The sequence below is a fragment of the Halococcus agarilyticus genome, assembly GCF_000334895.1.
Lineage (GTDB): Archaea > Halobacteriota > Halobacteria > Halobacteriales > Halococcaceae > Halococcus > Halococcus agarilyticus.
The window spans coordinates 249,812-271,314 of the sequence record NZ_BAFM01000002.1; the positions used below are offsets into that span (position 1 = coordinate 249,812).

General features: G+C 66.9%; 17 protein-coding genes. 3 read left to right on the plus strand and 14 right to left on the minus strand.

The features are described 5' to 3' along the window. Positions 1-18 precede the first annotated feature (18 nt). The 3 genes from TX76_RS02795 to TX76_RS02805 all read right to left on the minus strand — a co-directional run bounded on the left by TX76_RS02795 (position 19) and on the right by TX76_RS02805 (position 3,643). Complete coding sequence (locus tag TX76_RS02795; protein ID WP_049898847.1) at positions 19-1,719, minus strand: acyl-CoA mutase large subunit family protein; 1,701 nt, start codon at positions 1,717-1,719, stop codon at positions 19-21. Between the two features lie 89 nt (positions 1,720-1,808). After that, the gene (locus TX76_RS02800) at positions 1,809-2,624 is read right to left on the minus strand and encodes an ABC transporter permease (RefSeq protein ID WP_049898849.1); all 816 of its coding nucleotides are present in this window, start codon (positions 2,622-2,624) and stop codon (positions 1,809-1,811) included. Next, positions 2,621-3,643 (minus strand): ABC transporter ATP-binding protein, encoded by a 1,023-nt coding sequence (locus tag TX76_RS02805; protein ID WP_049898851.1) that lies wholly within the window; start codon positions 3,641-3,643, stop codon positions 2,621-2,623. Before TX76_RS02805 ends, TX76_RS02800 begins: the two co-directional genes overlap by 4 nt. A 114-nt stretch (positions 3,644-3,757) precedes the next feature. On the opposite strand from TX76_RS02805, the gene TX76_RS02810 reads away from it, so the two are divergent. Further along, positions 3,758-4,660, plus strand: a complete 903-nt coding sequence (locus tag TX76_RS02810; protein WP_049898853.1) for a winged helix-turn-helix domain-containing protein — start codon at positions 3,758-3,760, stop codon at positions 4,658-4,660. Between the two features lie 22 nt (positions 4,661-4,682). Here the strand turns inward: TX76_RS02810 and TX76_RS02815 are convergent, their stop codons facing one another. Together TX76_RS02815 and TX76_RS02820 are read right to left on the minus strand one after the other, a co-directional pair. Continuing rightward, on the minus strand, positions 4,683-5,486 hold the full coding sequence (locus TX76_RS02815; RefSeq protein WP_049898855.1) for a CBS pair associated ParBc domain-containing protein: 804 nt from the start codon (positions 5,484-5,486) through the stop codon (positions 4,683-4,685). A gap of 39 nt (positions 5,487-5,525) precedes the next feature. Continuing rightward, a complete protein-coding gene (locus TX76_RS02820; RefSeq protein WP_049898858.1) occupies positions 5,526-7,109 on the minus strand; it encodes a DHH family phosphoesterase in 1,584 nt (527 codons plus the stop codon). Between the two features lie 246 nt (positions 7,110-7,355). Here TX76_RS02820 and TX76_RS02825 point away from each other — a divergent pair, with 246 nt between their 5' ends. Next, on the plus strand, positions 7,356-8,510 hold the full coding sequence (locus TX76_RS02825; protein ID WP_049898860.1) for an NAD(P)/FAD-dependent oxidoreductase: 1,155 nt from the start codon (positions 7,356-7,358) through the stop codon (positions 8,508-8,510). A 356-nt stretch (positions 8,511-8,866) separates the two neighbouring features. On the opposite strand, the gene TX76_RS02830 is transcribed toward TX76_RS02825, so the two are convergent. The 8 genes from TX76_RS02830 to TX76_RS02865 all read right to left on the minus strand — a co-directional run bounded on the left by TX76_RS02830 (position 8,867) and on the right by TX76_RS02865 (position 16,776). Beyond that, positions 8,867-9,187, minus strand: a complete 321-nt coding sequence (locus TX76_RS02830) for an EthD family reductase (RefSeq protein ID WP_049898862.1) — start codon at positions 9,185-9,187, stop codon at positions 8,867-8,869. A 98-nt stretch (positions 9,188-9,285) separates the two neighbouring features. Further along, a complete protein-coding gene (fer, locus tag TX76_RS02835; RefSeq protein ID WP_049898864.1) occupies positions 9,286-9,927 on the minus strand; it encodes a ferredoxin Fer in 642 nt (213 codons plus the stop codon). A gap of 97 nt (positions 9,928-10,024) precedes the next feature. Beyond that, entirely contained in the window at positions 10,025-10,852 is an 828-nt protein-coding gene (locus TX76_RS02840) for a nucleoside phosphorylase (RefSeq protein ID WP_049898867.1), read from the minus strand. Continuing rightward, positions 10,849-11,352: a cytidine deaminase gene (gene cdd / locus TX76_RS02845; RefSeq protein ID WP_267462355.1), complete on the minus strand. Its 504-nt coding sequence runs from the start codon at positions 11,350-11,352 to the stop codon at positions 10,849-10,851. The genes TX76_RS02840 and cdd overlap by 4 nt, the downstream gene beginning before the upstream one ends. A gap of 135 nt (positions 11,353-11,487) precedes the next feature. Beyond that, the gene (locus tag TX76_RS02850; RefSeq protein ID WP_049898872.1) at positions 11,488-12,576 is read right to left on the minus strand and encodes an ABC transporter permease; all 1,089 of its coding nucleotides are present in this window, start codon (positions 12,574-12,576) and stop codon (positions 11,488-11,490) included. Continuing rightward, positions 12,573-13,844, minus strand: a complete 1,272-nt coding sequence (locus TX76_RS02855) for an ABC transporter permease (protein ID WP_049898874.1) — start codon at positions 13,842-13,844, stop codon at positions 12,573-12,575. The genes TX76_RS02850 and TX76_RS02855 overlap by 4 nt, the downstream gene beginning before the upstream one ends. Beyond that, the gene (locus tag TX76_RS02860; protein WP_049898876.1) at positions 13,841-15,463 is read right to left on the minus strand and encodes an ABC transporter ATP-binding protein; all 1,623 of its coding nucleotides are present in this window, start codon (positions 15,461-15,463) and stop codon (positions 13,841-13,843) included. Before TX76_RS02860 ends, TX76_RS02855 begins: the two co-directional genes overlap by 4 nt. Positions 15,464-15,504: 41 nt before the next feature. After that, entirely contained in the window at positions 15,505-16,776 is a 1,272-nt protein-coding gene (locus tag TX76_RS02865; RefSeq protein ID WP_049898878.1) for a BMP family lipoprotein, read from the minus strand. A 348-nt stretch (positions 16,777-17,124) separates the two neighbouring features. Between TX76_RS02865 and TX76_RS17425 the strand changes: the two genes are divergently transcribed. Continuing rightward, the gene (locus tag TX76_RS17425) at positions 17,125-19,899 is read left to right on the plus strand and encodes a bifunctional metallophosphatase/5'-nucleotidase (RefSeq protein ID WP_228842287.1); all 2,775 of its coding nucleotides are present in this window, start codon (positions 17,125-17,127) and stop codon (positions 19,897-19,899) included. A gap of 431 nt (positions 19,900-20,330) precedes the next feature. Here TX76_RS17425 and TX76_RS02875 read toward each other — a convergent pair whose 3' ends face one another. After that, positions 20,331-21,479 carry a glycosyltransferase family 4 protein gene (locus TX76_RS02875; RefSeq protein WP_049898883.1) on the minus strand — a complete coding sequence of 383 codons (1,149 nt, stop codon included), beginning with the start codon at positions 21,477-21,479 and terminating at the stop codon, positions 20,331-20,333. Between the last annotated feature and the right edge of the window lie 24 nt (positions 21,480-21,503).

Genomic DNA, 21,503 nt, shown 5'->3' on the forward strand with positions numbered 1-21,503 from the left:
TCGTCGGCTTTCCTCGAATCAGGCCACGCCGACTGTCTCGCTGTACGAGCCGTGGCGGGCCTCGAACACCCGCATGATCTCGCCCATCGACGCCCCGACCTTGACCGCTTCGACGATCGCCGGCATCGTGTTCTCGCCCGTCTCGATGGCGTCTTCGAGGTCCGAAAGCGTGTCCTCGACCCTTCCGTCGTCGCGTTCGGCTTTCACCTCGGCGAGGCGGGACTGCTGTCGTTCCTGGACTTCTTCGTCGACTTCGAGTATCTCGGGACGGGTGTCCTCGTCCATCGTGTACTCGTTGACCCCCACAACTGTTTCCTCGCCCTCCTCGACGCGCTCCTGGTACTCGAACGAGGCGTCCTGGATCTCGCGGTGGAAGTAGCCCTGTTCGATCCCTTCGAGGACGCCGTCCCGAACGGAGCCGTCGCCCATCTCGCGGATCTCCTCGATGTACGCCATCGCCTTCTCCTCGGTCTCGTCGGTCAGCGACTCGACCGCGAAACTTCCCCCAAGAGGGTCGACGATGTCGGCTGCGCCCGACTCCTCGGCGATGATCTGCTGGGTCCGGAGCGCGACCCGGACGGCGTCCTCGGAGGGGAGCGCGAGCGCCTCGTCGTAGCTGTTGGTGTGGAGGCTCTGAGTTCCGCCCAGAACGCCCGCGAGCGCCTGAACCGTGACCCGAGCGATGTTGTTGAGCGGCTGCTGCGCAGTGAGGGACTGGCCCGCAGTCTGGGTGTGGAACTTGAGCTGTTTCGATTTCGGATCGTCGGCGTCGTACCACTCATCCATCACGTTCGCGTAGATCCGGCGGGCGGCCCGGAACTTCGCGACCTCCTCGAAGATGGCGTTGTGGGAGTTGAAGAAAAAGGAGAGCTGGGGCGCGAACTCGTCGATGTCGAGCCCGCGCTCCATCGCGTCCTCGACGTACGCGAACCCGTCGGCGAGGGTGAAGGCGAGCTCCTGGATCGCGGTCGAGCCCGCTTCTCGAATGTGGTAGCCCGAGATCGAGATCGGTTTGATCTTCGGGGTCTCTTCGACCGCGAACTCCACGGTATCGGTCACGAGTTCGAGCGAGGGCTCGGGGGGTGTGACCCACTCCTTCTGGGCGATGAACTCCTTCAGCATGTCGTTCTGCATCGTCCCACGAAGTTTCTCGCGGGGCACGCCACGCTTGTCGGCGAGCGCGACGTACATCGCGAATATCACGGGCGCGCTCGGGTTGATGGTGAACGAGGTCGAGACCTCTTCGAGATCGATCCCGTCGAAGAGGATCTCCATGTCCCGAAGCGTGTCGACAGCGACGCCCTCTCTCCCCACTTCGCCGTCGGCCATCGGGTCGTCCGAATCGATCCCCATGAGCGTCGGCATGTCGAACGCGGTCGAGAGGCCGGTCTGGCCCTCGTCGACGAGGAAGCGGAAGCGCTCGTTGGTTTCCTCGGCGGTACCGAACCCCGCGAACTGGCGCATCGTCCACGTCCGACCGCGGTACATCGTGGGATAGACGCCTCGGGTGTAGGGCTCCTCGCCGGGGAAGCCGAGGTCCTCCTCGTAGTCGACGTCCGCGACGTCCTGGGGGGTGTAGAGCCGGTCGACTTCGAGGTTCGAGACGGTGGCGAAGCGATCCTGGCGCTCGCCGTGGTGGTCGAGAACGGGATCGAGCGTCTCCTCGCTCCACCGTTCTTTCTCCTCCCGAATCGCGGCGAGATCCTCATCGTCGTACATAGGGGACGTTGTTGTCGGGCCGGTAAAGAAGATTCGGGCATCGGGGTCGGTCGAACGTTCTAGGACGAGTGGGTCCGGTAGTCGAGCGCTCAGTAGTGACCCATGACGCCCTTCCGGCGCGCGCGGCGCTGCGCCCGGTGGAAGACGAGATAGCCGACGCCGAGATAGCCGACCGCGGTGGCGACGAGGATCGCGAGCTCGGTGATGGGAAGCTCCCAGAGCCGGACGCCGTCGGTCATCGCGCGCCCGAGGAGGTGGCTGCCCTGGGCGAGCGGGAGCCACTTGAGCAGCGGATACTGAGAAACCGGCGCGGCGATCAGCCCGATCAGTACGAACTGGACGATGTTGAAGGCGTTCTCGACCCGCTTGTAGAGCAGGGCGAGCGCCCCCATGGCGAACCCGACGCCGACCGCGGGCGCGACCGCAAGCACGCCAAGGGTCAGTACCGTCACCGGCTCGATGACGAGGGATTGACCGGTCGTGACGAGCATCAACGCGAGGATGAGCACTCCCCAGAGAAACGCCTCCAGTACGTTCACCGCGGTCTTGATCGCCATCACCCGCCCGAAGCCGAAGGGCGACATGAACAGCTGTTCGAGGGTCCCCCACTGGGATTCGCGGGTCACGTTCCACGCGAGCCCGGAATAGGCCGTGATCGAGACCGACCAGAGCATGTAGCCCACGATGATCCCCTCGATCGACTCGGCGAGCGCTGCGCCCGCGATCGCGCGCCCGCCGAAGAAGACGATGAGGAAGACGAGGTACATCACCCCGAACTGCGAGAGCGTGTTGACCGGGTAGCGCATCAGGAGGAGTACGCGCTTTTTCGCGATCGCCCTGACGAGGGTCGCCAGGCCGGCGTCGGTGGTCGTGCTCGCCCCCGGGCTCGCGGTGTCCGTGCTCACCCGTCCTCACCCCCGGTGAGTTCGAGGAACACGTCTTCGAGATCGGGTTCGATCGAGTTCACCGACGCCGGCACCGCGTCGCTCGCTCGAAGCGCGTCCATCACGTCGTAGAGCGCCCGCCCGTCGGACAGCGACACCGTGAAGCGTTCCTGGTCGCCGACCGATTCGAACCCGTCCACGTCGAACGCGGCTTCGAGCCGGTCGCGCGCCGCGGGCGGGAGATCCTCGACGGTGATGCGGTACGCCTGGCTCCGGAACAGATCGATGAGGCCGTCGACGGTGTCGTCGGTCACCACGCGGCCGTCGTTCATGATGATGACCCGGTCGCAGACCGCCTGCACCACGTCCATGTCGTGACTCGACAGCACGACCGTCATCGATTCCTGCTCGGCGAGCCGGCGGAGCTCCCGCCGGAGTTCGAGCGAGCTCTCGACATCGAGCCCGAGGGTGGGTTCGTCGAGAAAGGCCACCGAAGCGTCGCGTGCGAGGGTGCAAGCGAGCGAGACCTTCTGTTTCATCCCGCGCGAGAGGTCGTTCACGGGCTCGTCGGCCTTCTCCGCGAGCGCGAGCTGGTCGAGCAGCCGGTCGTGGCGGTCGGCCACCGCGGCGGGCCGCCGGCCGCTGAGTGCGGCGAAGAACTCCAAATTTTCCCGTACCGTGAGCTTCCAGTAGACGTTCCGCGCCCCCTCCAACATCGCGCCGACCCGCTGGTAGGCCGCTCGCGGCTCGGCGTGGACATCGACACCGTCGATCGTCACCGCTCCGGCGGTGGGGACGACGAGACCGAGCATCGCCTTGATCGTCGTGGTTTTGCCAGCGCCGTTCGGCCCCAGCAGTCCGACGACGGTGCCCGGTTCGATGTCGAACGAGACGTCCTCGACGGCATGAACGGCGTCGTCGCCGGTTCCGTAGGTCTTTTCGAGCCCGTCGACCGAGACCGCGGACCGGCCCGTTCCGCTCGCCGCCTCGTCCGCCCGATCGCTCGCGTGCTCTCGTGCGAGCGGCGCGTTCGTGCTCATTCGACTCCATCCCCACGGCCGCCGTTAGTAAGCGTTTCCAGAGGAACATTTCTGTTCGACGATCGACACGTGTCGAACGGGGGATTTTCGTCGGTGGCCGCACCGGTCGTCGGTATGCCGAGCGAAACGGAGCCGGCCCCGTCGGAGACGTTCGAGATCCTCGGCCACGAGACCAGGCTCGCCATCGTCGAGGAGCTGGCGAAACACCGCCGCACCCAGTGGCAGCCGTCGGGACTGGGGTTCGCCGAGCTACGCAAGGCCGTCGGGATCGCGGACGCCGGGAAGTTCAACTACCATCTCGGGGAGCTCAGGGGTCACTTCGTCTACAAGGACGACGACGAGTACGTGCTCCGCAACGCGGGCCTCGAACTCGCCGGGGCGATCGTCGCGGGGACGTACACCGAGCGCGCCGACACCCGCCGGGCTGCGGTCGATCGAGCGTGTCCGGCGTGTGGTTCCTCGCTGGAGGGGGTCTACGAGCGCGGTTATCTCCGGATCGAGTGTCCCGACCACGGCGCGGTGTTCGAGAACTCGGTCCCGCCTGGCGCGGCCGCCGGCCGGTCGATGGACGAACTCGTCGCGGTCGCGAACCGCGATGCGAAGCACACTCTCGAACACGCTCGCGACGGGACCTGTCCGCACTGCTGGGGATCGATGTCGATCACGGTCCCGGCCGACCCCTCGTCTGTGCTCGAAGGCCGGGGCGACGACGCCGAGGTGGAACAGGTGCTCGTGCAGTTTTCCTGCGAGCGCTGCGAGATGACGTTCTGGTTCCCCGTCAGCGTCTGCGTCGTGGATCACCCGGCGGTCGTCTCGCTGTACGGGGACCACGGCATCGACGTTCGGGACCGTGGCTATCTCGAACTCGACTTCGTCACCGGCTCGGGCGGAGCCGTCGTTTCGACCGATCCCGTTCGCGTTGCTGTCGATGTCGCCGTCGCGGACGACGCGCTCCGGCTGACACTCGACGGATCGCTGACCGTCGTCGACGTCGAGCGATCGTCCGTGGACGCATAGTGACGCAGGACGACGGCGCGGCTCACTCGGCTTCGTTCAATCTGGTGATCGTCTGGACCAGCGGATGGTGGGCGTAGTCCACCACACAGATGTCGTCGATCGATTCGAGCCCCTCCTTGCGTGCCGTTTCGGCCATCCCGAGCTCGACCCCCTCCCCGAGCACGATCACGTAGGCGTCCGACTCCTCGATCCCCTGACGGTGGGCGGCCTTCACGCGATGGTGGCCGTCGGCGAGCAGGAGATCGCCTCCATTGTCGATCACCACCAGCGGCTCGGCGAGCCCGTGTTCGAGTTCGTACCGTCGGCCTTCGAGCTCGTCGGCGTACACCTTCGACTGGGTCGGCGTGAGGTCGCGGAGTGCGACCCGCCGGCGCTCCTCGCGAGTACCGATCCCGTGGATGTTTTCGAGCGTTCGCGAGAGCTTCCCGACCTTCTCGGGGGTGGCGCGCTCGATCTGGCTCCGGATCACGTCGGCGTTCGAGATGATCCCCACGAGATTGCCGGCGTCGTCCACGACCGGGAGCTTCTGGATGCCCGACCGGAGGATGACTCGCGCGGCATCGTCGAGATCCATCTCGGGGTGGGCGACCACGAGGTCCTCGGACATCACCGTGAAGACGGCAGCGTTGTCGGCGGCGAGCAGGAGATCCCGGGCGGTGACGAACCCCTCACATCGGCGGCCGTCACACACCGGGAACCCGCTGTGTTCCTCGTCGCTTTCCGCGACGCGGCGCGCGACCGACGCGACCGTGTCGTCGGGCGAGACGGTCACGACGTCGCGGGTCATGTAGTCGCTGACCCGCGGCGTGCCGGTGTCGGTGGCCATCGGGTGTGTGCTCGCCGTCGTCGGACAAAAACCCCTCGCTCAGGTGGTCGAGCCGTCGTCGGTCCCCTCAGTGGGTTCGCCGTCGGTTTCGGACGATCCGGCCGAGTCGTTCTCCCCTCCACCCCGTCCGTCCGTTTCGCTCGTGTTCTGGGGGTCGCTCGTCGCCTCGACCTCACTCGGTGGAAGGGGGCCGGTCGTCGCGGCGACGGCCGCCGGTTCTTCGTCCGAGCGCGGCTCGATCGCTGCGAAGAACCGGTCGTTGATGACGTCGTGGACGATCCCCGAGAGCTCGGTCTCGTCGGCGTCGCCGAGCAGCCCGAGCGGGAGCTGTGCGCCCGCCATGTCGGCGTGACCGCCGGCACTCCCGATCCGATCGAACGCGTCCCGGAGCGTCTCGCCGATGTCGAGCCCCCCACCTCGGGTTCGGCCCGAGCAGTAGATCGTGCCGTCGATGATGCCGTAGACGAGCGTCGTCCGGACGTCCTCGATGTCGAGGAGCTGGTCTGCGGCCTGGGCGAGCGCGTCGCGCTCGTGGAGGTCGTCGATGTAGCTCACCAGCACCGAGCCGGTGACCTCGCGGTTCGAGATCGCGCGCGCGATCGTCCCGAGCGTTTCGGCGCTCATGGTCGGCGTCTCGACCTGCTCCAAGGTACTCTCGTCGGCGTACGGCAGGAGGAAGGCGGCGGCGTCGAAGTCCACGGTCGAGACCTCGCGCCGGAAGTCCTTGGTGTCGACCCGGATGCCGTAGAGCAACGCAGTCGCCACCGTACTGTCGATCTCGATTCCCAACCGACCGAGATAGTCCACCAGGAGCGTGCTGGTCGCACCGACGTCGCTCCGGAGGTCGACGAACCGCGCCTCGACCGGTGCGCGCGGCGGGTGGTGGTCGATCAGCACGTCGACGGGGGTGTCCTCGGGGAGCTGATCGTTGACGCCCGGCCGCGAGTGATCGACCAGCGCGATCCCGCCGTACTCGTCGATGTCGTCGGGCGCGAGCTCGCGCATCTCGAGGTCGAGGAGGTTGACCATCGCGCGGTTCTGCTGGTGAGTGATCGCGCCGAAGTAGCAGATGTCGGCGTCACAGCCGGCCGCTGCGGCGATCCGACGGAGCGCGAGCGCACTCGCGATCGCGTCGGGGTCGGGGTTGTCGTGGGTCACGATCGCGAGCGGGCCGTCGATCGTGCGGAGCACCCGCCACAGCCGGCGCGGGCGCATGCTCTCCTCGCCGATGCGTTCTAAGAGTTCGGTCGCTGCGGTCGTCGCCGACGTGATCGTGCGATCGGCGATCGACTCGATCGCGAACCGGCGGTCGTCGGTCGGGTCCTCGCCGGTGTACGCCAGCACGAACGCGTCCGGGTACGCCTCGCTCGCGGCCGTCGCGGCGGCTTCGTTGGTCGCGGGATCGTCGCTCGCGACGACGACCACGTCGACCGGCTTGTCGAGGTCGGTGAGGACCTCGGGGTCGGTCGGATCGGCCCGTCGTGCCGCGACGCGATCGCTCCGCAGCGTCTCGACGCGGTGCTCGTCGGTGCAGAGCACCGTGACGCCGCCGCGCCGGTCGGCGAGCGCGTCGACGAGGATGCGCCCGACCGAGCCACACCCCAACACGAGCCGCGAGACCATGCCCACCGATGGACGCCACGACGGTTAAAACCCTCCGCCAGGAGCCGGATCCGGCGGGCGAGTTCTCGCGGCGTCGGGCCGTCGACCGTTCGCTCCCCACCCCGGTCTTTGCTGTCGGTCGGCGGGCTCTCACCCGTCGGTTTCACCGTTCGTATCGCTGTTCATCGATCGTGTGGTAGCCAGCGTCTATACGGCGCTGACCGACAGTATCAAAGCCTTTGTAACGGCTGACCGCGCAGGGCGGACATGACCGAAACAATCGCCGTTCTCGGTGCCGGTTACGCCGGCGCTGGCGCGATCAAGAGCCTCGAAGACGCGCTCGACGACGAGGCCGACCTCGTCTGGATCTCGGATCACGACCACCACCTCGTGCTCCACGAGGCCCACCGGTGTATCCGGGACCCGAGCGTGCGCCGGAACGTCACCATCCCGATCGAGGAAATCAAGTCCCCACACACCCGCTTCATCGAGGGCGAAGTCGCCGGGCTCGACTGTGCGGACCGGGAGATCGCGCTCGCGGACGGTTCGACGATCGAGTACGACTACGCGCTGGTGACGCTGGGTTCGCAGACGGCGTACTACGGGATCGACGGGCTCGAGGAGCACTCGTTCACGCTCAAGAGCCTCGACGACGCGCTCGAGATCCACGACCAGATCAAGGAAGCCGCCCGCGACGCCACCCCCGACGATCCGGCACAGGTCGTCGTCGGCGGCGCAGGCCTCTCGGGCATCCAGACCGCCGGCGAGGTCGCGGAGTTCCGCGACATGCACCACGCGCCGATCGAGATCACGCTCGTCGAGGCCCTCGAAGAGATCTTCCCGGGCAACGATCCGGAGCTCCAGGGTGCGCTCAGAAAGCGGATCGAGGAGCGCGACATCGAGATCTCGACCGACGATCCGATCACCGAGGCCGACGAGGGCGTGATCCACTTCGAGTCGGACGCGACGCTCGAACACGACGTGTTCGTCTGGGCCGGCGGCATCACGGGTCGGGACGCGATGGACGGGACCGACCTCGACAACGAGCACAACCGCGTCAACGCGGAGGCGACGTTCGAGACGAGCGACGATCGGGTGTTCGCGCTGGGCGACTCGGCGATCGTCGACCAGCCAGGCGGCCCGTGTCCGCCGACCGCCCAGGCCGCGTGGCAGGCCGCCGAGGTCGCCGGCGAGAACGTCGCCCGCGCGCTCCACGGCCAGCCGCTCACGACGTGGACCCACGAGGACAAGGGCACGCTGGTGTCGGTCGGCGAGAAGGCGGTCGCCCACGACGTCGTGAACGTCCCGATCAACACCTTCGGCGGGCCGGCCGCGAAGTTCCTGAAGAAGGCGGTCGCCGCGCGGTGGATCCGGGACATCGCGGGGTCGTCCCGGGCGGCGCGCGCCTGGCCCGACATGTAGTACCTTTTTACTTTGCTACGAGACGGCTTCTTCGCGCGGCTTAGCCGCGCGAACGGCCCGAGGCGCGTAGCGCCTCGCTGTCGCCGTCTCGGCATCTCGAAAGAACTCCGTTCTTTCGAACCACGTCAAGTATCCTCGCGTTCGCTTCGTCTGCTCACGGGCGCGAAGCGTCCTCAGAACGGCGAAGCCGTTCTGACGGGCTGCACGAGAGCTTCGCTCTCGTGAACGCCCGCTCGCACGGTACGAGGGACGCTCCGCGTCCCTCGCTACTCGCAAAAAGCTACGCCAAAAACCCCCGCTCACTCGCCTGCGGCTCGTTCGCGGTAGAGCTGCTGGCGACTGCCGCAGCCGCTTTGCTACGTCTCGTCCACCTGTACCGTTTCGTCGAGCACCAGCTGGCTGTTCTGCTCGGTCTCGGTGAAGGTTTCGAGATCGTCGACCGCCCACTGGCCCGCCTCCGACTCGAACGCCGCCTCGACGTCCTCGGGGTCGTCGAAGTACAGTTCCGCGATCCCGTCGTACTCGCTCCGGTCGGGGTTGAGCGCGACCGAGGTGGTGTACTTCCGGAGGTTCGGAATCTCGCTCGCTCGTGGGGCGTGTTCCTCGTTCCAGTGGGTAGCGAACTCCTCCATGCTCATGTCCTCCTTGCGGACCAGATTGACGACGAGCTTTATCATGGCGAACGGTCGTGTCGGTCGGTGCCGTTCGGCTTAACTGTTGGGTGAGATCGAGAAACGCCCGGACACCGTGGACGGATGCTCGGTCGGGTTCGGAGTCAGTCGCCGGGATACGCCTGCTCGAACGGCCGGGGCGGCAGGCGGAGCTCTTCGAGTTCGGGGAGATGCTTGACGTTGTAGAGCACCTGCATCTCGTCGGTGATCGGGATGCCGTTACAGGACAGCCGGATGTCCTGCTCGATCATCTCCGGCGGGAGGATGTTGTTGACTGGCATCGAGAGCTCGCCCTCTCGGACGATGACCGCACAGTTCGCACACGCGCCGCCGCGGCAGGCGAACGGCCACATGAACCCGCGATTCTCGGCGGCTTCGAGCAGCGACTCGTGGGGCTCGACGAGGAACTCGCCGTAGTCCTCGTGGTCGAGATCGCCCGCTGCGGCCTTGCCGAACAGATCGTCGTCGTCGAGATTCCAGCCGTGATCGTCGAGCACGGCGTAGTTGAGGTACTCGACCCGCGAGCCAGCCTGCTCGTAGCTCTCGTCTTCGAGTTCGGGCTCGGTATCGACTTCGGGCTCGTAGCCCGCCTGAAGCTGCTTGTACGCCGTCCGAACCCGCTGGAACTCGTCGGGAGAGCCGCCGTGGTCCGGGTGGGCCTCGATCACCCGCTCGCGGTAGGCCTGCTCGATCGCCTCCTCGCTCGCTTCGGGATCGACGCGGAGGACATCGAACGGGGACGCCACACCGGAGGAAGGGTCTCGGGATCGAAAAGGGTTCTCAATCGGGAAACGCTGTCGTCGGTGATCCCTCCACAACCACCACGGCGGGCTGGTTTCGCCGCTACTCTGCCTCGATACCGAGGCCGGGATACCACCGGTCGGCCCCGGCCTCGCGTGCCCGCTCGTCCATCTTGGCGAGCAGCGCGCATGCGAGACTCGCGGTTTCGGCCGCACGGGTCTCGCCCTCGGTCCGGAACTCGCCGGTGACGCGGTTCGCGTACACCGTACAGACCGCACCCGCCCGGAGGCCGTAGAGGTTCGCGAGGGTGCAGATCGTGCTCGCCTCCATCTCGATGTTGAGGACGTTCGCCTCCCGAAGGTTCTCGACGAGTTCGTCGCTGCCGGCGGCCTCGAACCCCTCGAAGCCCGGCCGGCCCTGGCCGGCGTAGAAGCTGTCGGTGCTCGCGGTCACGCCGACGTGGTAGTCGTAGTCGAGACGCTCGGCAGCCGCGACCAGCGCCGCCACCACGCGGTCGTCCGCCGCCGCGGGGTAATCCTCACGGACGTACTCCTCGCTGGTGCCCTCCTGGCGCACGGCTCCAGAGGTGATGACGAGATCGCCGACTTCCATCTGGGGCTGGATCGCGCCACAGGAGCCCACCCGGAGGAAGGTGTCCACACCGACGCGGGCGAGCTCTTCGACCGCGATCGCCGCCGAGGGACTCCCGATCCCCGTCGAGGTGGTGCTGATCGGCGTTCCTTCGTGCTCGCCGGTCGCTGTGCGGTACTCGCGGTGTTCGGCCATCACCTCTGCGTCGTCCCACACGCCGGTGATCTTCGGGATGCGTTCGGGGTCGCCAGGCAGGAGCACGGTGTCGGCGACGTCGCCCTCGCCGACGCCGAGGTGGTACTGGACCTCGTCGTTCGGGTCCTCGCTGTCGCCGGTCATCGTCCCAGGGTCTCGGCGGTGATCGCGTCCGGCAGGAGGTCGCCGAGGCGGTACTCGGCGAGTTCACTCTCCTCGTCACAGAGCACGCGAAAGTCGTCGCCACAGAACTCGGTGAACGTCTGGCGGCACATCCCGCAGGGGAGCACGCCGTCGCGCTCGCTCGACGTCACCGCGACCTGCGCGAACGCGTCGTGGCCGTTTTTGACGGCCTCAGCGATCGCCACCTCCTCGGCGTGGAGGCTGTTCGAGTAGTTCGCGTTCTCGATGTTGCAGCCCGTGAAAACAGTCCCATCGGCGGTTTCGAGCGCCGCGCCGACGCGATACTCAGAGTACGGGACATGGGCGTTCGCCGTGGCCTCGCGGGCGGCCGCGACGAGGTCTTCGTCGTCCATGCTCGCCGTTCGCTCGCGTTCGTGAAATAACCACCGAGCGCGACGCTGCGACGGCCGGCCGCGAGCGGGCGGTTTCGGTGCGACGGCGGCGGTGCGGCGGTGCGGTATTGTCCACGCGAGCGTAGCGAGCGTGGTTCGCCGCGAACGAGCCGAAGGCGAGTGAGCGGGTGTTTTTAGTCCAGGTTTTTGCGAGGAGTGGTGGGCGAGCGAAGCGAGCGCACCCGACGAGTAAAAAAGTGGGGCTTAGTCCTCGCCGGATTCGTAATGCTCGCCAGCCGCCGAGGGGATTCGGGTCCGACCGACCAGCGCGAGCACGACGATCACGGTGATGTACGGGATCGTCTGGACGAGCGAGCTCGGCACCGCGTACGCCGGGATCTGCTGGAGGCGGAGCTGGAGCGCGTCGAGACCCGCAAAGAGGACGCCCGCACCGAACGCCCCGATCGGGTTGTAGTTGCCGAAGAGGTAGGCGACGATCGCGATGAACCCACGACCGTTGACCATCGTCTGACCGTTGCCGATGAACAGCCCGACCTGGCCGAGCGAGAGCCCGGCTCCCCCGATCCCCGAGAGCACGCCCGAGAGCGTGACGGCCACGTACCTGGTTCGGGTGACGTTCACGCCGGCGGTGTCGAGCGCCCGCGGGTTCTCGCCGCTCGCGCGGACGTGCCGGCCAAAGGAGGTGCGATTGAGGACGTACCACGAGGCGGCTACCGCGAACAGCATGATGTAGACGACCGGGCTCGCGTCGAAGAGGACGGGTCCCACGAACGGGAGTTCCGAGAGCACCGGCACCGTCCACGAGCCGAGCGTGCCGACGCTGTCGGTGTTGACGCTGCCGTAGGCGACGCGCGCCACGAACGGCGCGAGGCCGAGCGCGATCAGCCACACCGCGAGCCCGGCGATGATCTGGTCGGCTCGGTACTCCAGGCAAACGACCGCGAACAGCAGCGAGAGCAGCGTGCTCGCGAGCACGCCGGCGAAGAAGCCGACCCAGAGGCCCGGTACGAACAGTACCGAACCGACAGCATCGGCGACGTACACGCCCGTGAACGCCGAGATGATCAGCAATCCTTCGAGGCCGATGTTGATGACGCCGGATTTCTCGGCGAAGATGCCCCCGAGAGCGGCACACACGATCGGCACCGAGAGCCGGAGTGCGGCCCCGAGTGTGCTCGTGCTCAGCGCGACGCGAAGGAGGTCGCCGGCGGCACTGTCCTCGAAGATCGCGCCGTAGACGACCACGATCGCGAGAATCGCGCCCGCGCCGTAGGCGAGCAGCCGGCGGAGCCGGTACTCCGCGACCGCGCTCCGGAACCCTGCAGCACTCATGGTTCACCCTCCCGCGGTTCGCCACCGCCGGACCGGAGGTCCGACGAGGCTCGCGCGCCTTCGACGCGCTCACCCCCATCGGTCGCGACGGGATCACGGTCGGGCGTCACGAACCGCTGGCCGATGAAGCGGAAGAACTCCGGCATCGCCACGAACAGGATGATCAGCCCACGGAGCACGCCCACGAGCTGCTTCGGCACGCCGGTTTCGAGCTGGACCGCGAGCGACCCGCTCTTGAGCACGCCGAACAGCAACGCGGCGGGCACCACCCCCAGCGGGTTGTTGCCCGCGAGGATCGAGACCGTGATGCCGTCGAACCCGAGCGCGGGGACCGAGGCCGTGAAGCGCCCCGTGACCATCAGCACCCAGACCGCGCCGCCGACGCCCGCGAGCGCCCCCGACAGCGCCATGCTCGTGACGACTGTTCGTTCGGCGTCGACGCCACCGTACTCGGCGGCCTCGGGCTGGAGTCCGCTCGTCCGGAGATCGTACCCGAACGCGGTCCGCTCGATCAGGTAGTAGAGCCCCGCGACCAGCGCGAGCCCGAGGACGAACACGAACACCGAGAAGTTGCTGCCCGACCCGAACAGCGTGGATTCGAGCACCGCCGCCCCCGGAACCGTCCGTGTCTCGACCGACTGGCTCTCCGGCGCGGGGAAGTACGACGAGACGAGGAAGAAGGCGACCTGGGCCGCGACGAAGTTGAGCATGATCGTCGTGATGACCTCGTTCGCGTCGCCGTAGGCCTTGAGCGCCCCCGGGATCGCGCCGTAGAGCCCGCCGAAGACCGCGCCCGCGATCAGGCCGAGCGGCACGAGGACGATCGCGCCGAGCGCTGCGGGGACGAACGGGGCAGCGAACAGCACGGCGAGCGCGGTCGCGAGCGCCCCGGCCACGAGCTGGCCCTGCGAGCCGATGTTGAACAGGCCGGCTCGAAAGGCGACCGCGACCGACAGTCCAGTGAAGACGAGCAGCGCGGTCTCCTTCAGCGTGAGCGCGAGCCGGAAGTTGAACGGGTCGCCGAGCACGTCCCCGATCGCGCCCTGGAACAGCTGGACGTACACCCCGATCGGGTCGTAACACGACGTCGGCCCGAAGAAGGCGAACGCCGGCTCCTCGCATGTCGCCGCCATGCCCGACACCACCACGATGACGCCGCCGACGACGATCGACGTCGCGATCGCCGCGAGGCTCAAGAGGAGTCGCTCGACCCACGAGGCGGCGACCAGACGCGCGAGCGCGGCTTCGACCGTGTCGCGCCGACTCATCGCTCGCCCCCGGTCGAGCGCTGCTCCGCGTCGGTCCCGTCGCCGGGAGGCTCGTCCCGAGCACCGCCACCGCTTCCGTCGGCGGTCACGTCGGCACGCTCGCGCTCCTCGGGCCGCTCGCCCGCCATCAGGAGCCCGAGCTCCTCCTCGGTCACGTCGTCGGGATCGACCACGTCGACGAACCCGCCGTCGTGCATCACCGCGAGCCGATCCGACAGTCCACGGACCTCGGTGAGGTTCGCCGACACGAGCAGGACGGCGACGCCCGTATCGCGGAGTTCGAGCAGCCGGTCGTGGATGAACTCGGTCGAGCCGACGTCCACCCCTCGCGTGGGGTGGGTCGCCACCACGACGTCGGGATCGCGCTCGAACTCCCGGCCGACGAGGAACTTCTGCTGGTTGCCGCCCGAGAGCGATCGGGCCCGCGCCGCCGGTTCCGGCGGTCTGACGTCGTAGTCCTCGATGATGGCCGTCGCGTCGTCGCGCGCACCGTTCCAGTCGATCCGGCCGCCGCCGGTCGGCGGCGTGTGCTGGCTCCCGAGCACCCCGTTCTCCGTGAGATCGAACTCCATCACGAGCCCCCGCTCCTGGCGGTCCTCCGGAACGTACGCCATCCCGCGCTCGATGTGGCCACGCCGCGAGACCCGCGTGATCTCCTCGTCGCCGAGGTCGACGGTGCCGGTATCGGGCGTTCGAAGGCCGGTGATCGCCTCGACGAGCTCCGCCTGGCCGTTGCCGTCGACGCCCGCGATGCCGAAGATCTCGCCCTCGCGCACCGTGAATCCGGTGTCGGCGACGTGCTCTGCGCCCTGTGCGCCCCGCACCGAGAGATTCTCGACCGAGAGCACGCTCTCGCCGGGATCGGCTGGCTTGGCGTCGACGTCGAGCACCACCTCCCGGCCGACCATCATCTCGGCGAGCTCCTCGCGGGAGGTCGCGTCGGCGTCGACGGTGCCGACGTTCACGCCGTCGCGAAGCACCGTGATCTCGTCGGCGGCCTCCATCGCCTCGCCGAGCTTGTGGGTGATGAAGATCAGCGTCTTGCCCTCGGCGGTCAGCTCCTCGAACACGGAGAACAGCTCCTCGACCTCCTGGGGCGTGAGCACGCCCGTGGGTTCGTCGAGGATCAACACGTCGGCCCCCCGATACAGCGCCTTCAGGATCTCGACGCGCTGCTGTTCGCCGACGCTGATCTCCTCGACCGTCGCGTCGGGGTCGGCCGCGAACCCGTAGCGCTCCGAGAGCTCCCGGACCGCGTCGCTCGCCTGGTTCCGGTCGGTCGCGAGCCCGCCCCACTTCGTGGGCTCGTGACCGAGCACGACGTTCTCGGCCACCGACATCGGCGGCACGAGCATGAAGTGCTGGTGGATCATCCCGATCCCGGCGTCGATCGCGTCCCGGGGCGAGTCGAACGTTCTGGACTCCCCGTCGAGCTCGATGGTGCCCGAATCGGGCTCGTACAGCCCGTAGAGCACGTTCATCAGCGTCGACTTCCCCGCACCGTTCTCACCGAGCAGCGCGTGTACGGTCCCGGGTTCGACCGCGAGCGAGACGTCGTCGTTGGCGATCACCCCCGGGAAGCGCTTGGTGACCTCCCGGAGCTCGACTGCGTTCGTCATCGAACCACCCTCGTCCGTTGCATGAGCGTGCCGTGGGCCACTTACCCGCCCTGACCGGGCTCGGTCGGGACCGAGATGTCGCCCGAAACGATCGCTTCTTCGGACTGTTCCAGGGACTGCTTGACCTCCTTGGGGATCGCGGAGCCGAGCTCCGTCCCGTAGACCGCTTCGACGCCGTTCTGTTCGAGACCGAGCGTCGTGATCTCCCCGCCGTTGAAGCTGTCGTTGGCGACGTTCTCGATCGAGGTGTACACGGCGTTGTTGACGCGCTTGACCATGCTCGCGAGGATGACGTTCGCGAACTGGGGCGAACTCCTCGACTGGGCGGAGTCGACCCCGATGGCGTACCGGCCCTGTTCCTGAGCGGCCTGGAACACGCCGATGCCGCTCCCGCCAGCGGCATGATAGACGATGTCCGCGCCGTTGTCGTACATCGAGACCGCGGCCTCCTTGCCAGCGCCGGGATCGGCGAACGAACCGGTGTACGCGACCCGCACGTTCGCCTCCTCGTTCGCGTGGGCCGCTCCTGCCTCGAACCCCGCCTGGAACCGCTTGATCAGCGGCACCTCCTCGCCGCCGACGAACCCGAGCGTCGCGTTCTCGGGGTTGGTCTCGCCCGCGCCAGCACTCATCTCACGCGTCGTGAGCAGCCCGGCGAGGTGGCCCACCTGAAACGACCCCTGGTGCTCTTTGAACGTGTAGCTGGCGACGTTCGACTCCTCGACCACGCCGTCGACGAGCATGAACTTCTGGTCGGGGAAGTTGGGCGCGACCTCGGTGAGTCCGCTCACCTGCGCGAACCCGATGGTGCAGATCAGGTCGTAGTTCGGGCTGCTCGACTGGGCGAACCGACGCTGGAACGTCGGGAAGTCCGAGTTCTGCTCGGGCTGGGCGTTGTTGAAACTGATGCCGAGTTCGTCGGCGGCCCGCTTGACGCCGCGGTTCGCCGAGTCGTTGAACGACTTGTCGCCGAGGCCGCCCTTCGCGTAGATCATCCCGACGTTCATGTCGGAGCCATCAGTGCTCGATCCGGCGCTCTCGTTGCCGGACGCGTTCCCGCTGGAGGCGTTGCCGCCGGACTCGTTGCCAGCACCGCTCGACTCCGTGCTCGTCTCGTCCCCGGATTCGGTGTCCGTTCCGCTCGACTCCGTGCCCGTGTCGCCGCCGGAGCCACCCGACTCGCCGGAGCCGTTCGAGCCGTTCCCGCTTCCCGAACCGCTCCCGCCACCACCGCTCGTACAGCCCGCGAGGCCGGCGAGACCGGCCGTACCCGCGATCTGCAGGAATCGTCGTCTGCCGGAGTTCGTGCGCATGCCACCAACCACCGTTGTAGTGGAATAAGTGTATCGTTCATTCGAGACCGACGACGGCATCGCCGATGTCCACATACCTCCTCTAATGGATAGGTATGACTATCGCTCGATGCCGTGCGTCCGTCGGTCGACATCCCCGAGGAGTCGTCAGGCAACAACAGTCAGGCGAAAACGTCTGCACTGCTCGGGGAACTATTCACCACGTCACCGGACAGAGGTTATACAATAAATATAATAGATCCCTTCCTGTCGTTTCTGTATAACATGGGCAACGATAGCACGAATACATGGCGGACTGCTGCGGTTGGGATCATCGTAATCGCGGTCGTTATCGGGGCGGTGGGTGCCGTGCCACTGGGCGCGGTCTCACAGGACGACAGCGGCCCACCTACGCCAGGCTCGGATGGGGACATCAACTGCGACGAGTTCGACAATAGGGAGGAACTCGGAGAAGTCTTCGATCCGAGCAACGACGAGTACAATCTCGATTCCGACGACGACGGTATCGCGTGTGAGGATCTCGGGGAGAGCCCGACACCCGGAGAGCCGGAACCAACAACGACAGAGGAACCGACCGACACGCCGACGACCACCGAGACGACGACTGACGAAACGACAACTACCGAGACGACTACTGAAGAGGCAACCGAAACGCCGGACGAACCCGAAATGGGAGCACCGACCGCGTCGGTGATCTTCGAGAACCAGACCTCCGACGGCACGACCGTCACCGTCGAATCGGTCACGATGGCCGAGGGCGGGTTCGTCGCGATCCACAACGCGAGCCTGTTCGACGGCGACGCGCTCGGCAGCGTGGTCGGCGTCTCCGAGCCGCTTGCGGCGGGCACCCACGAGAACGTCGAAGTCACGCTGTTCGACGTGCCTGGCCAGGGCTTCGCCGAGGGGACGACCCTCGAAGAGAGTGGGACGCTGATCGCGATGCCGCACTTCGACTCGAACGCCAACGGCGTCTACGACTTCATCACCGCCGAGGCTGAGGAAGACGGGCCCTACACCCAGAACGGCAGCGCGGTCGTCGATCCCGGCTTCGTGACCGTCGCGGACGAAGCCGCCGACGAGGACGGAGCCGACGACGAAGCGGCTGACGGCGAGGAGGGCGACGAAGCGCCGACCGATCCCCAAGAGCCCGAGCCGGGCGTCACCTACTACCAGATCGACTTCGTCAGGGGCGAGCCGATCGAGAGCCTCGACTGGCCGGACGGCACCTACACCAACGATCAGCTGATCCGCTTCGCCCACGGCAGCACCGACGAGGCGATCACCCGCCGTTCGGAGGGTGAGTTCACCACCGACGCGGCGCTCGCCGAGCGCATCGACAGTCAAGAGATCACCGTCGAGGACGGCACCGCGACGATCACGTTCACCGTCGCCGACGGCGAGTCGGTGACGCTCTCGCTCGCGAGCTACATCAAACCCGATCCGATCTGGGACCCAGAGGACGAGGACGACCAGGTCTTCGTCGACGCCCAAACTGAAACCTACGAGTCGGGCACCCACACCCTCACCGTCGACCTCCCCGGGGAGGGAGCCGCGGACGAGGATGGAGCGGACGCCGGTGACGACGGGACCGATGCGACCGACGACGGCAACGCGAGCGACGGCACCCAGAACGCGACCACGCTCACCGTCCTCTCGTACAACGACATCCAGACCGCCGCCGCGCGGGACCAGAACCTTCCGCGCCTCGTCGAGCTGATCGCCGAGCGCCGGCAGGCCCACGACAACCCGACCGTCGTTGCGGGTGGCGGCGACGAGATCGCGCCGCACGCGCTCGGGCCGTTGAGCCAGTGGCGCGCGCCCGTCGACGTGCTGAACCTCGTCGCACCGGACGCCGAGGCCATCGGCAACCACGACCTCGACTACGGGCTGTCGGGCTTCGCGAACGCCTCCGACGCTTCGGAGTTCCCGTGGCTCGTCGCCAACCTCAGGAACGCCACGACCGGCGAGCCGATCGACGGCGCGGAGTCGTACGCGATCGTCGAGAAGGACGGCGTCCGGGTCGGGTTCATCGGGCTCGTCGATCCAGCGATCAAGAACAAGACGAACCTCGAGTTCGGCGAGAGCGGGTCGCGGCTCACCGACTTCCGTGAGGTCGGTCCCGAGACCGCCGCAATGCTTGAGGACGAGGAGAACGTCGACGTCGTGGTCGCGCTCGCCCACATCGGCGTTCCGGAGTCGAAGGAGCTCGCCCGCGCCGACGACGGCGCGATCGACGTGATCGTGACCGGCGACGACGAGATCTACTACCCGCCCCAGGAGACCTCCGGTACTGTGATCACCGAGGCGGGCGCGACCGCGGAGTTCCTCGGCGAGCTCAACCTCACGGTCGAGAACGGCGAGGTGACCGGGGCGGACGGCCGGATCATCAACGTCACCAACGCGACGCCGAAAAACGGGACCGCTTCGGCGATCATCACCGAGTACCGCGCCGAGGCGAGCCTCGATCAGACGGTCGCCGTGAGCGAGGTCGCGCTCGACGCGCGCAGACCGTTCCCGACGGCCGTCCGCGAGACCGCCTACGGCAACCTCATCACCGACGCGATGCGCAACGAGACCGGCGCTGACGTGGCGATCGTCCAGGAGGGGGGCATCCGCTCGGACCAGGTGTACGGCCCGGGCAACATCACCGGCAGCGACGTGTTCAGCACGCTGCCGTTCGGCAACACGCTCGTCACGCTGGAAGTGACGGGCGCGGAACTCGAGACGGCGCTCGCCAGCCAGATCAGGAGCGATCGACCCGAGGAAGGGGTCGCCCAGCAGGTGAGCGGCATCAGCTTCGAGTGGACCGACGACCCGGACGCCGAAGAGAAGGTCCAGAACGTGACCGTCGGTGGCGAACCGCTCGACGAGGACGCGACGTACAGCCTCACCGTCAGCAACTTCGTCGCCGAGGGCGGCGACGGCTACCCACTGGCCGACAAACCACGGATCAAGGAGACGGACACGCTGCTCGCCACCACCGTCATCGAGTACATGGAGGCGCTCGGGACGGTTTCGCCGAGCGTCGAGGGACGGACCGAGGAGATCGGTGCGGACGACGGGAGCGGCGAGAACGCGTCGGCGATCGAAGTTCCGAACGCCATCCGAGCGGTCGCGGCGTAGATCACCCCGATACGTTTTTTGGCGGATCCGATGCCGAGACCTGGTTGAGACAGTTGTACCGACTCCGAGGTGCTTGGGATATCAGCCGGAAGATCCCCGTGAACGGGTCGACCAACTGGATCCACGACGACTGTCTATCACTTGCCAGACAGCGCTTGTCCAGTACGTGATTTCGTTTCTGAACTGGTTGAGCCATTCGTTGGGACGCGTCCCAAGGATACTTGATTGACGCAATACCCCATGCCTGAAGTCAAATCCAGCGCCGACATGAGGCGCTACATATGGGGGAATACATCAGAAAAGTCCGCTATGGGACAGTATTGTATGAAATCATCAATAAAGAACGGCGGAAGCGACAAATCCTACAGAAAGACGAGAATGGAGTTCTGTTTTGACTATACGTTGTAGTTGCTGAAGTACCAGCATGCGAACTATGATGAGTAGAGGGTCTTCTGGTACACCGTTTCCGCTTGAGTAGCGACTGACGACCAGTCAAAGTCAGTTGCACGCTCTTGTGGAGCCGTCATTGGTTGCTCGTCCGCCAATGCCCGGTCGAGAGCCTTGGTGAGTGCTCCACGGTTCGGCTCGGGCAGAAAGCCCGCGTCGCCGAGGACTTCGCTCGCGGCGGATTCGGGGTGGTCGGCACCGATCACGGTACAGTCCGCGGCCATCGCCTCGGCGAACGTGATGCCGAATCCCTCTCGGGTCGACGGTGAGGCGAACACGCGTGCGGCGCGCATGTGGCCGAGAACGTGATCGTACTCCTCCAGAAAGCCGAGGAAGCTGACGCGATCTGCGTGCTTCAGTCTCTCGGCCTGACGGCGGAGCCGATCGGTTTCGGGCCCGTCGCCGATGATCCCGAGGGTCGCGTCGAAGCGATCGGCCACGGCGTCGAACGAATCGAGGAGGAGCGAGACGTTCTTGTCCGCGATGAGTCGGCCGGCGAACAGTGCGTCGTAGGACTCCTGCCCGTGGGATTCGGGCAACGGTGCCGCTTGGATCCGCTCGACGTCGATCCCGTTCGGTACGACGTCGATCGAGTCGCGTGCGGGGCCGATCCCGGCGAGACGGTCGGCGGTGATTCCCGAGACCGCGATCGCCTGCTGGGGAACTCTGGCGGTGACGTGCTCGATCGCCTTCCCGAACGGGGCCGCATGGCCGAGATACGACTCCCAGTAGTCGCGCCAGACCTCGTGCCACGTCGTGACCAGCGGCGTGTCGGTGCCGAGACCGGCGAGCTTTGCGGACAGGACCGGGAAGTAGGGAAACACGGAGGCGACGATCAGGTCGTGATCGTTTGCGGCGAGGCGTCGGTGGAGCGGGCGGGCGAGCCTGGCGGCGAAGTCGATCGCCTCGGTGATCGAGCGCCGGTCGTCGGTGTAGAGGTCGGCTGCGGATGCGACCGCACGGAGGGTGAGTCCTTCGTGGGTGATCTCGTCGGGACCGTCCCAGAACTGCCGCCCGTAGACGGTGATCTCGTGTCCCTCGGCGGCGAGTCGGGTACCGATCTCGTGGATGCGCTTTTGGGCACCGCCGGTCACGAAGGGGTGGACGACGTTCGAGACGAACGCGATTCTCACGCCGTGGTATCCACGGCACGCACG

Excerpts from the sequence above, each read along its gene's own strand:
- TX76_RS02795 (WP_049898847.1), bottom strand. The coding sequence starts at position 1,719 with ATGTACGACGATGAGGATCTCGCCGCGATTCGGGAGGAGAAAGAACGG.
- TX76_RS02805 (WP_049898851.1), bottom strand. The coding sequence starts at position 3,643 with ATGAGCACGAACGCGCCGCTCGCACGAGAGCACGCGAGCGATCGGGCG.
- TX76_RS02810 (WP_049898853.1), top strand. The coding sequence starts at position 3,758 with ATGCCGAGCGAAACGGAGCCGGCCCCGTCGGAGACGTTCGAGATCCTC.
- TX76_RS02815 (WP_049898855.1), bottom strand. The coding sequence starts at position 5,486 with ATGGCCACCGACACCGGCACGCCGCGGGTCAGCGACTACATGACCCGC.
- TX76_RS02820 (WP_049898858.1), bottom strand. The coding sequence starts at position 7,109 with ATGGTCTCGCGGCTCGTGTTGGGGTGTGGCTCGGTCGGGCGCATCCTC.
- TX76_RS02825 (WP_049898860.1), top strand. The coding sequence starts at position 7,356 with ATGACCGAAACAATCGCCGTTCTCGGTGCCGGTTACGCCGGCGCTGGC.
- TX76_RS02830 (WP_049898862.1), bottom strand. The coding sequence starts at position 9,187 with ATGATAAAGCTCGTCGTCAATCTGGTCCGCAAGGAGGACATGAGCATG.
- TX76_RS02840 (WP_049898867.1), bottom strand. The coding sequence starts at position 10,852 with ATGACCGGCGACAGCGAGGACCCGAACGACGAGGTCCAGTACCACCTC.
- TX76_RS02850 (WP_049898872.1), bottom strand. The coding sequence starts at position 12,576 with ATGAGTGCTGCAGGGTTCCGGAGCGCGGTCGCGGAGTACCGGCTCCGC.
- TX76_RS02855 (WP_049898874.1), bottom strand. The coding sequence starts at position 13,844 with ATGAGTCGGCGCGACACGGTCGAAGCCGCGCTCGCGCGTCTGGTCGCC.
- TX76_RS02860 (WP_049898876.1), bottom strand. The coding sequence starts at position 15,463 with ATGACGAACGCAGTCGAGCTCCGGGAGGTCACCAAGCGCTTCCCGGGG.
- TX76_RS02865 (WP_049898878.1), bottom strand. The coding sequence starts at position 16,776 with ATGCGCACGAACTCCGGCAGACGACGATTCCTGCAGATCGCGGGTACG.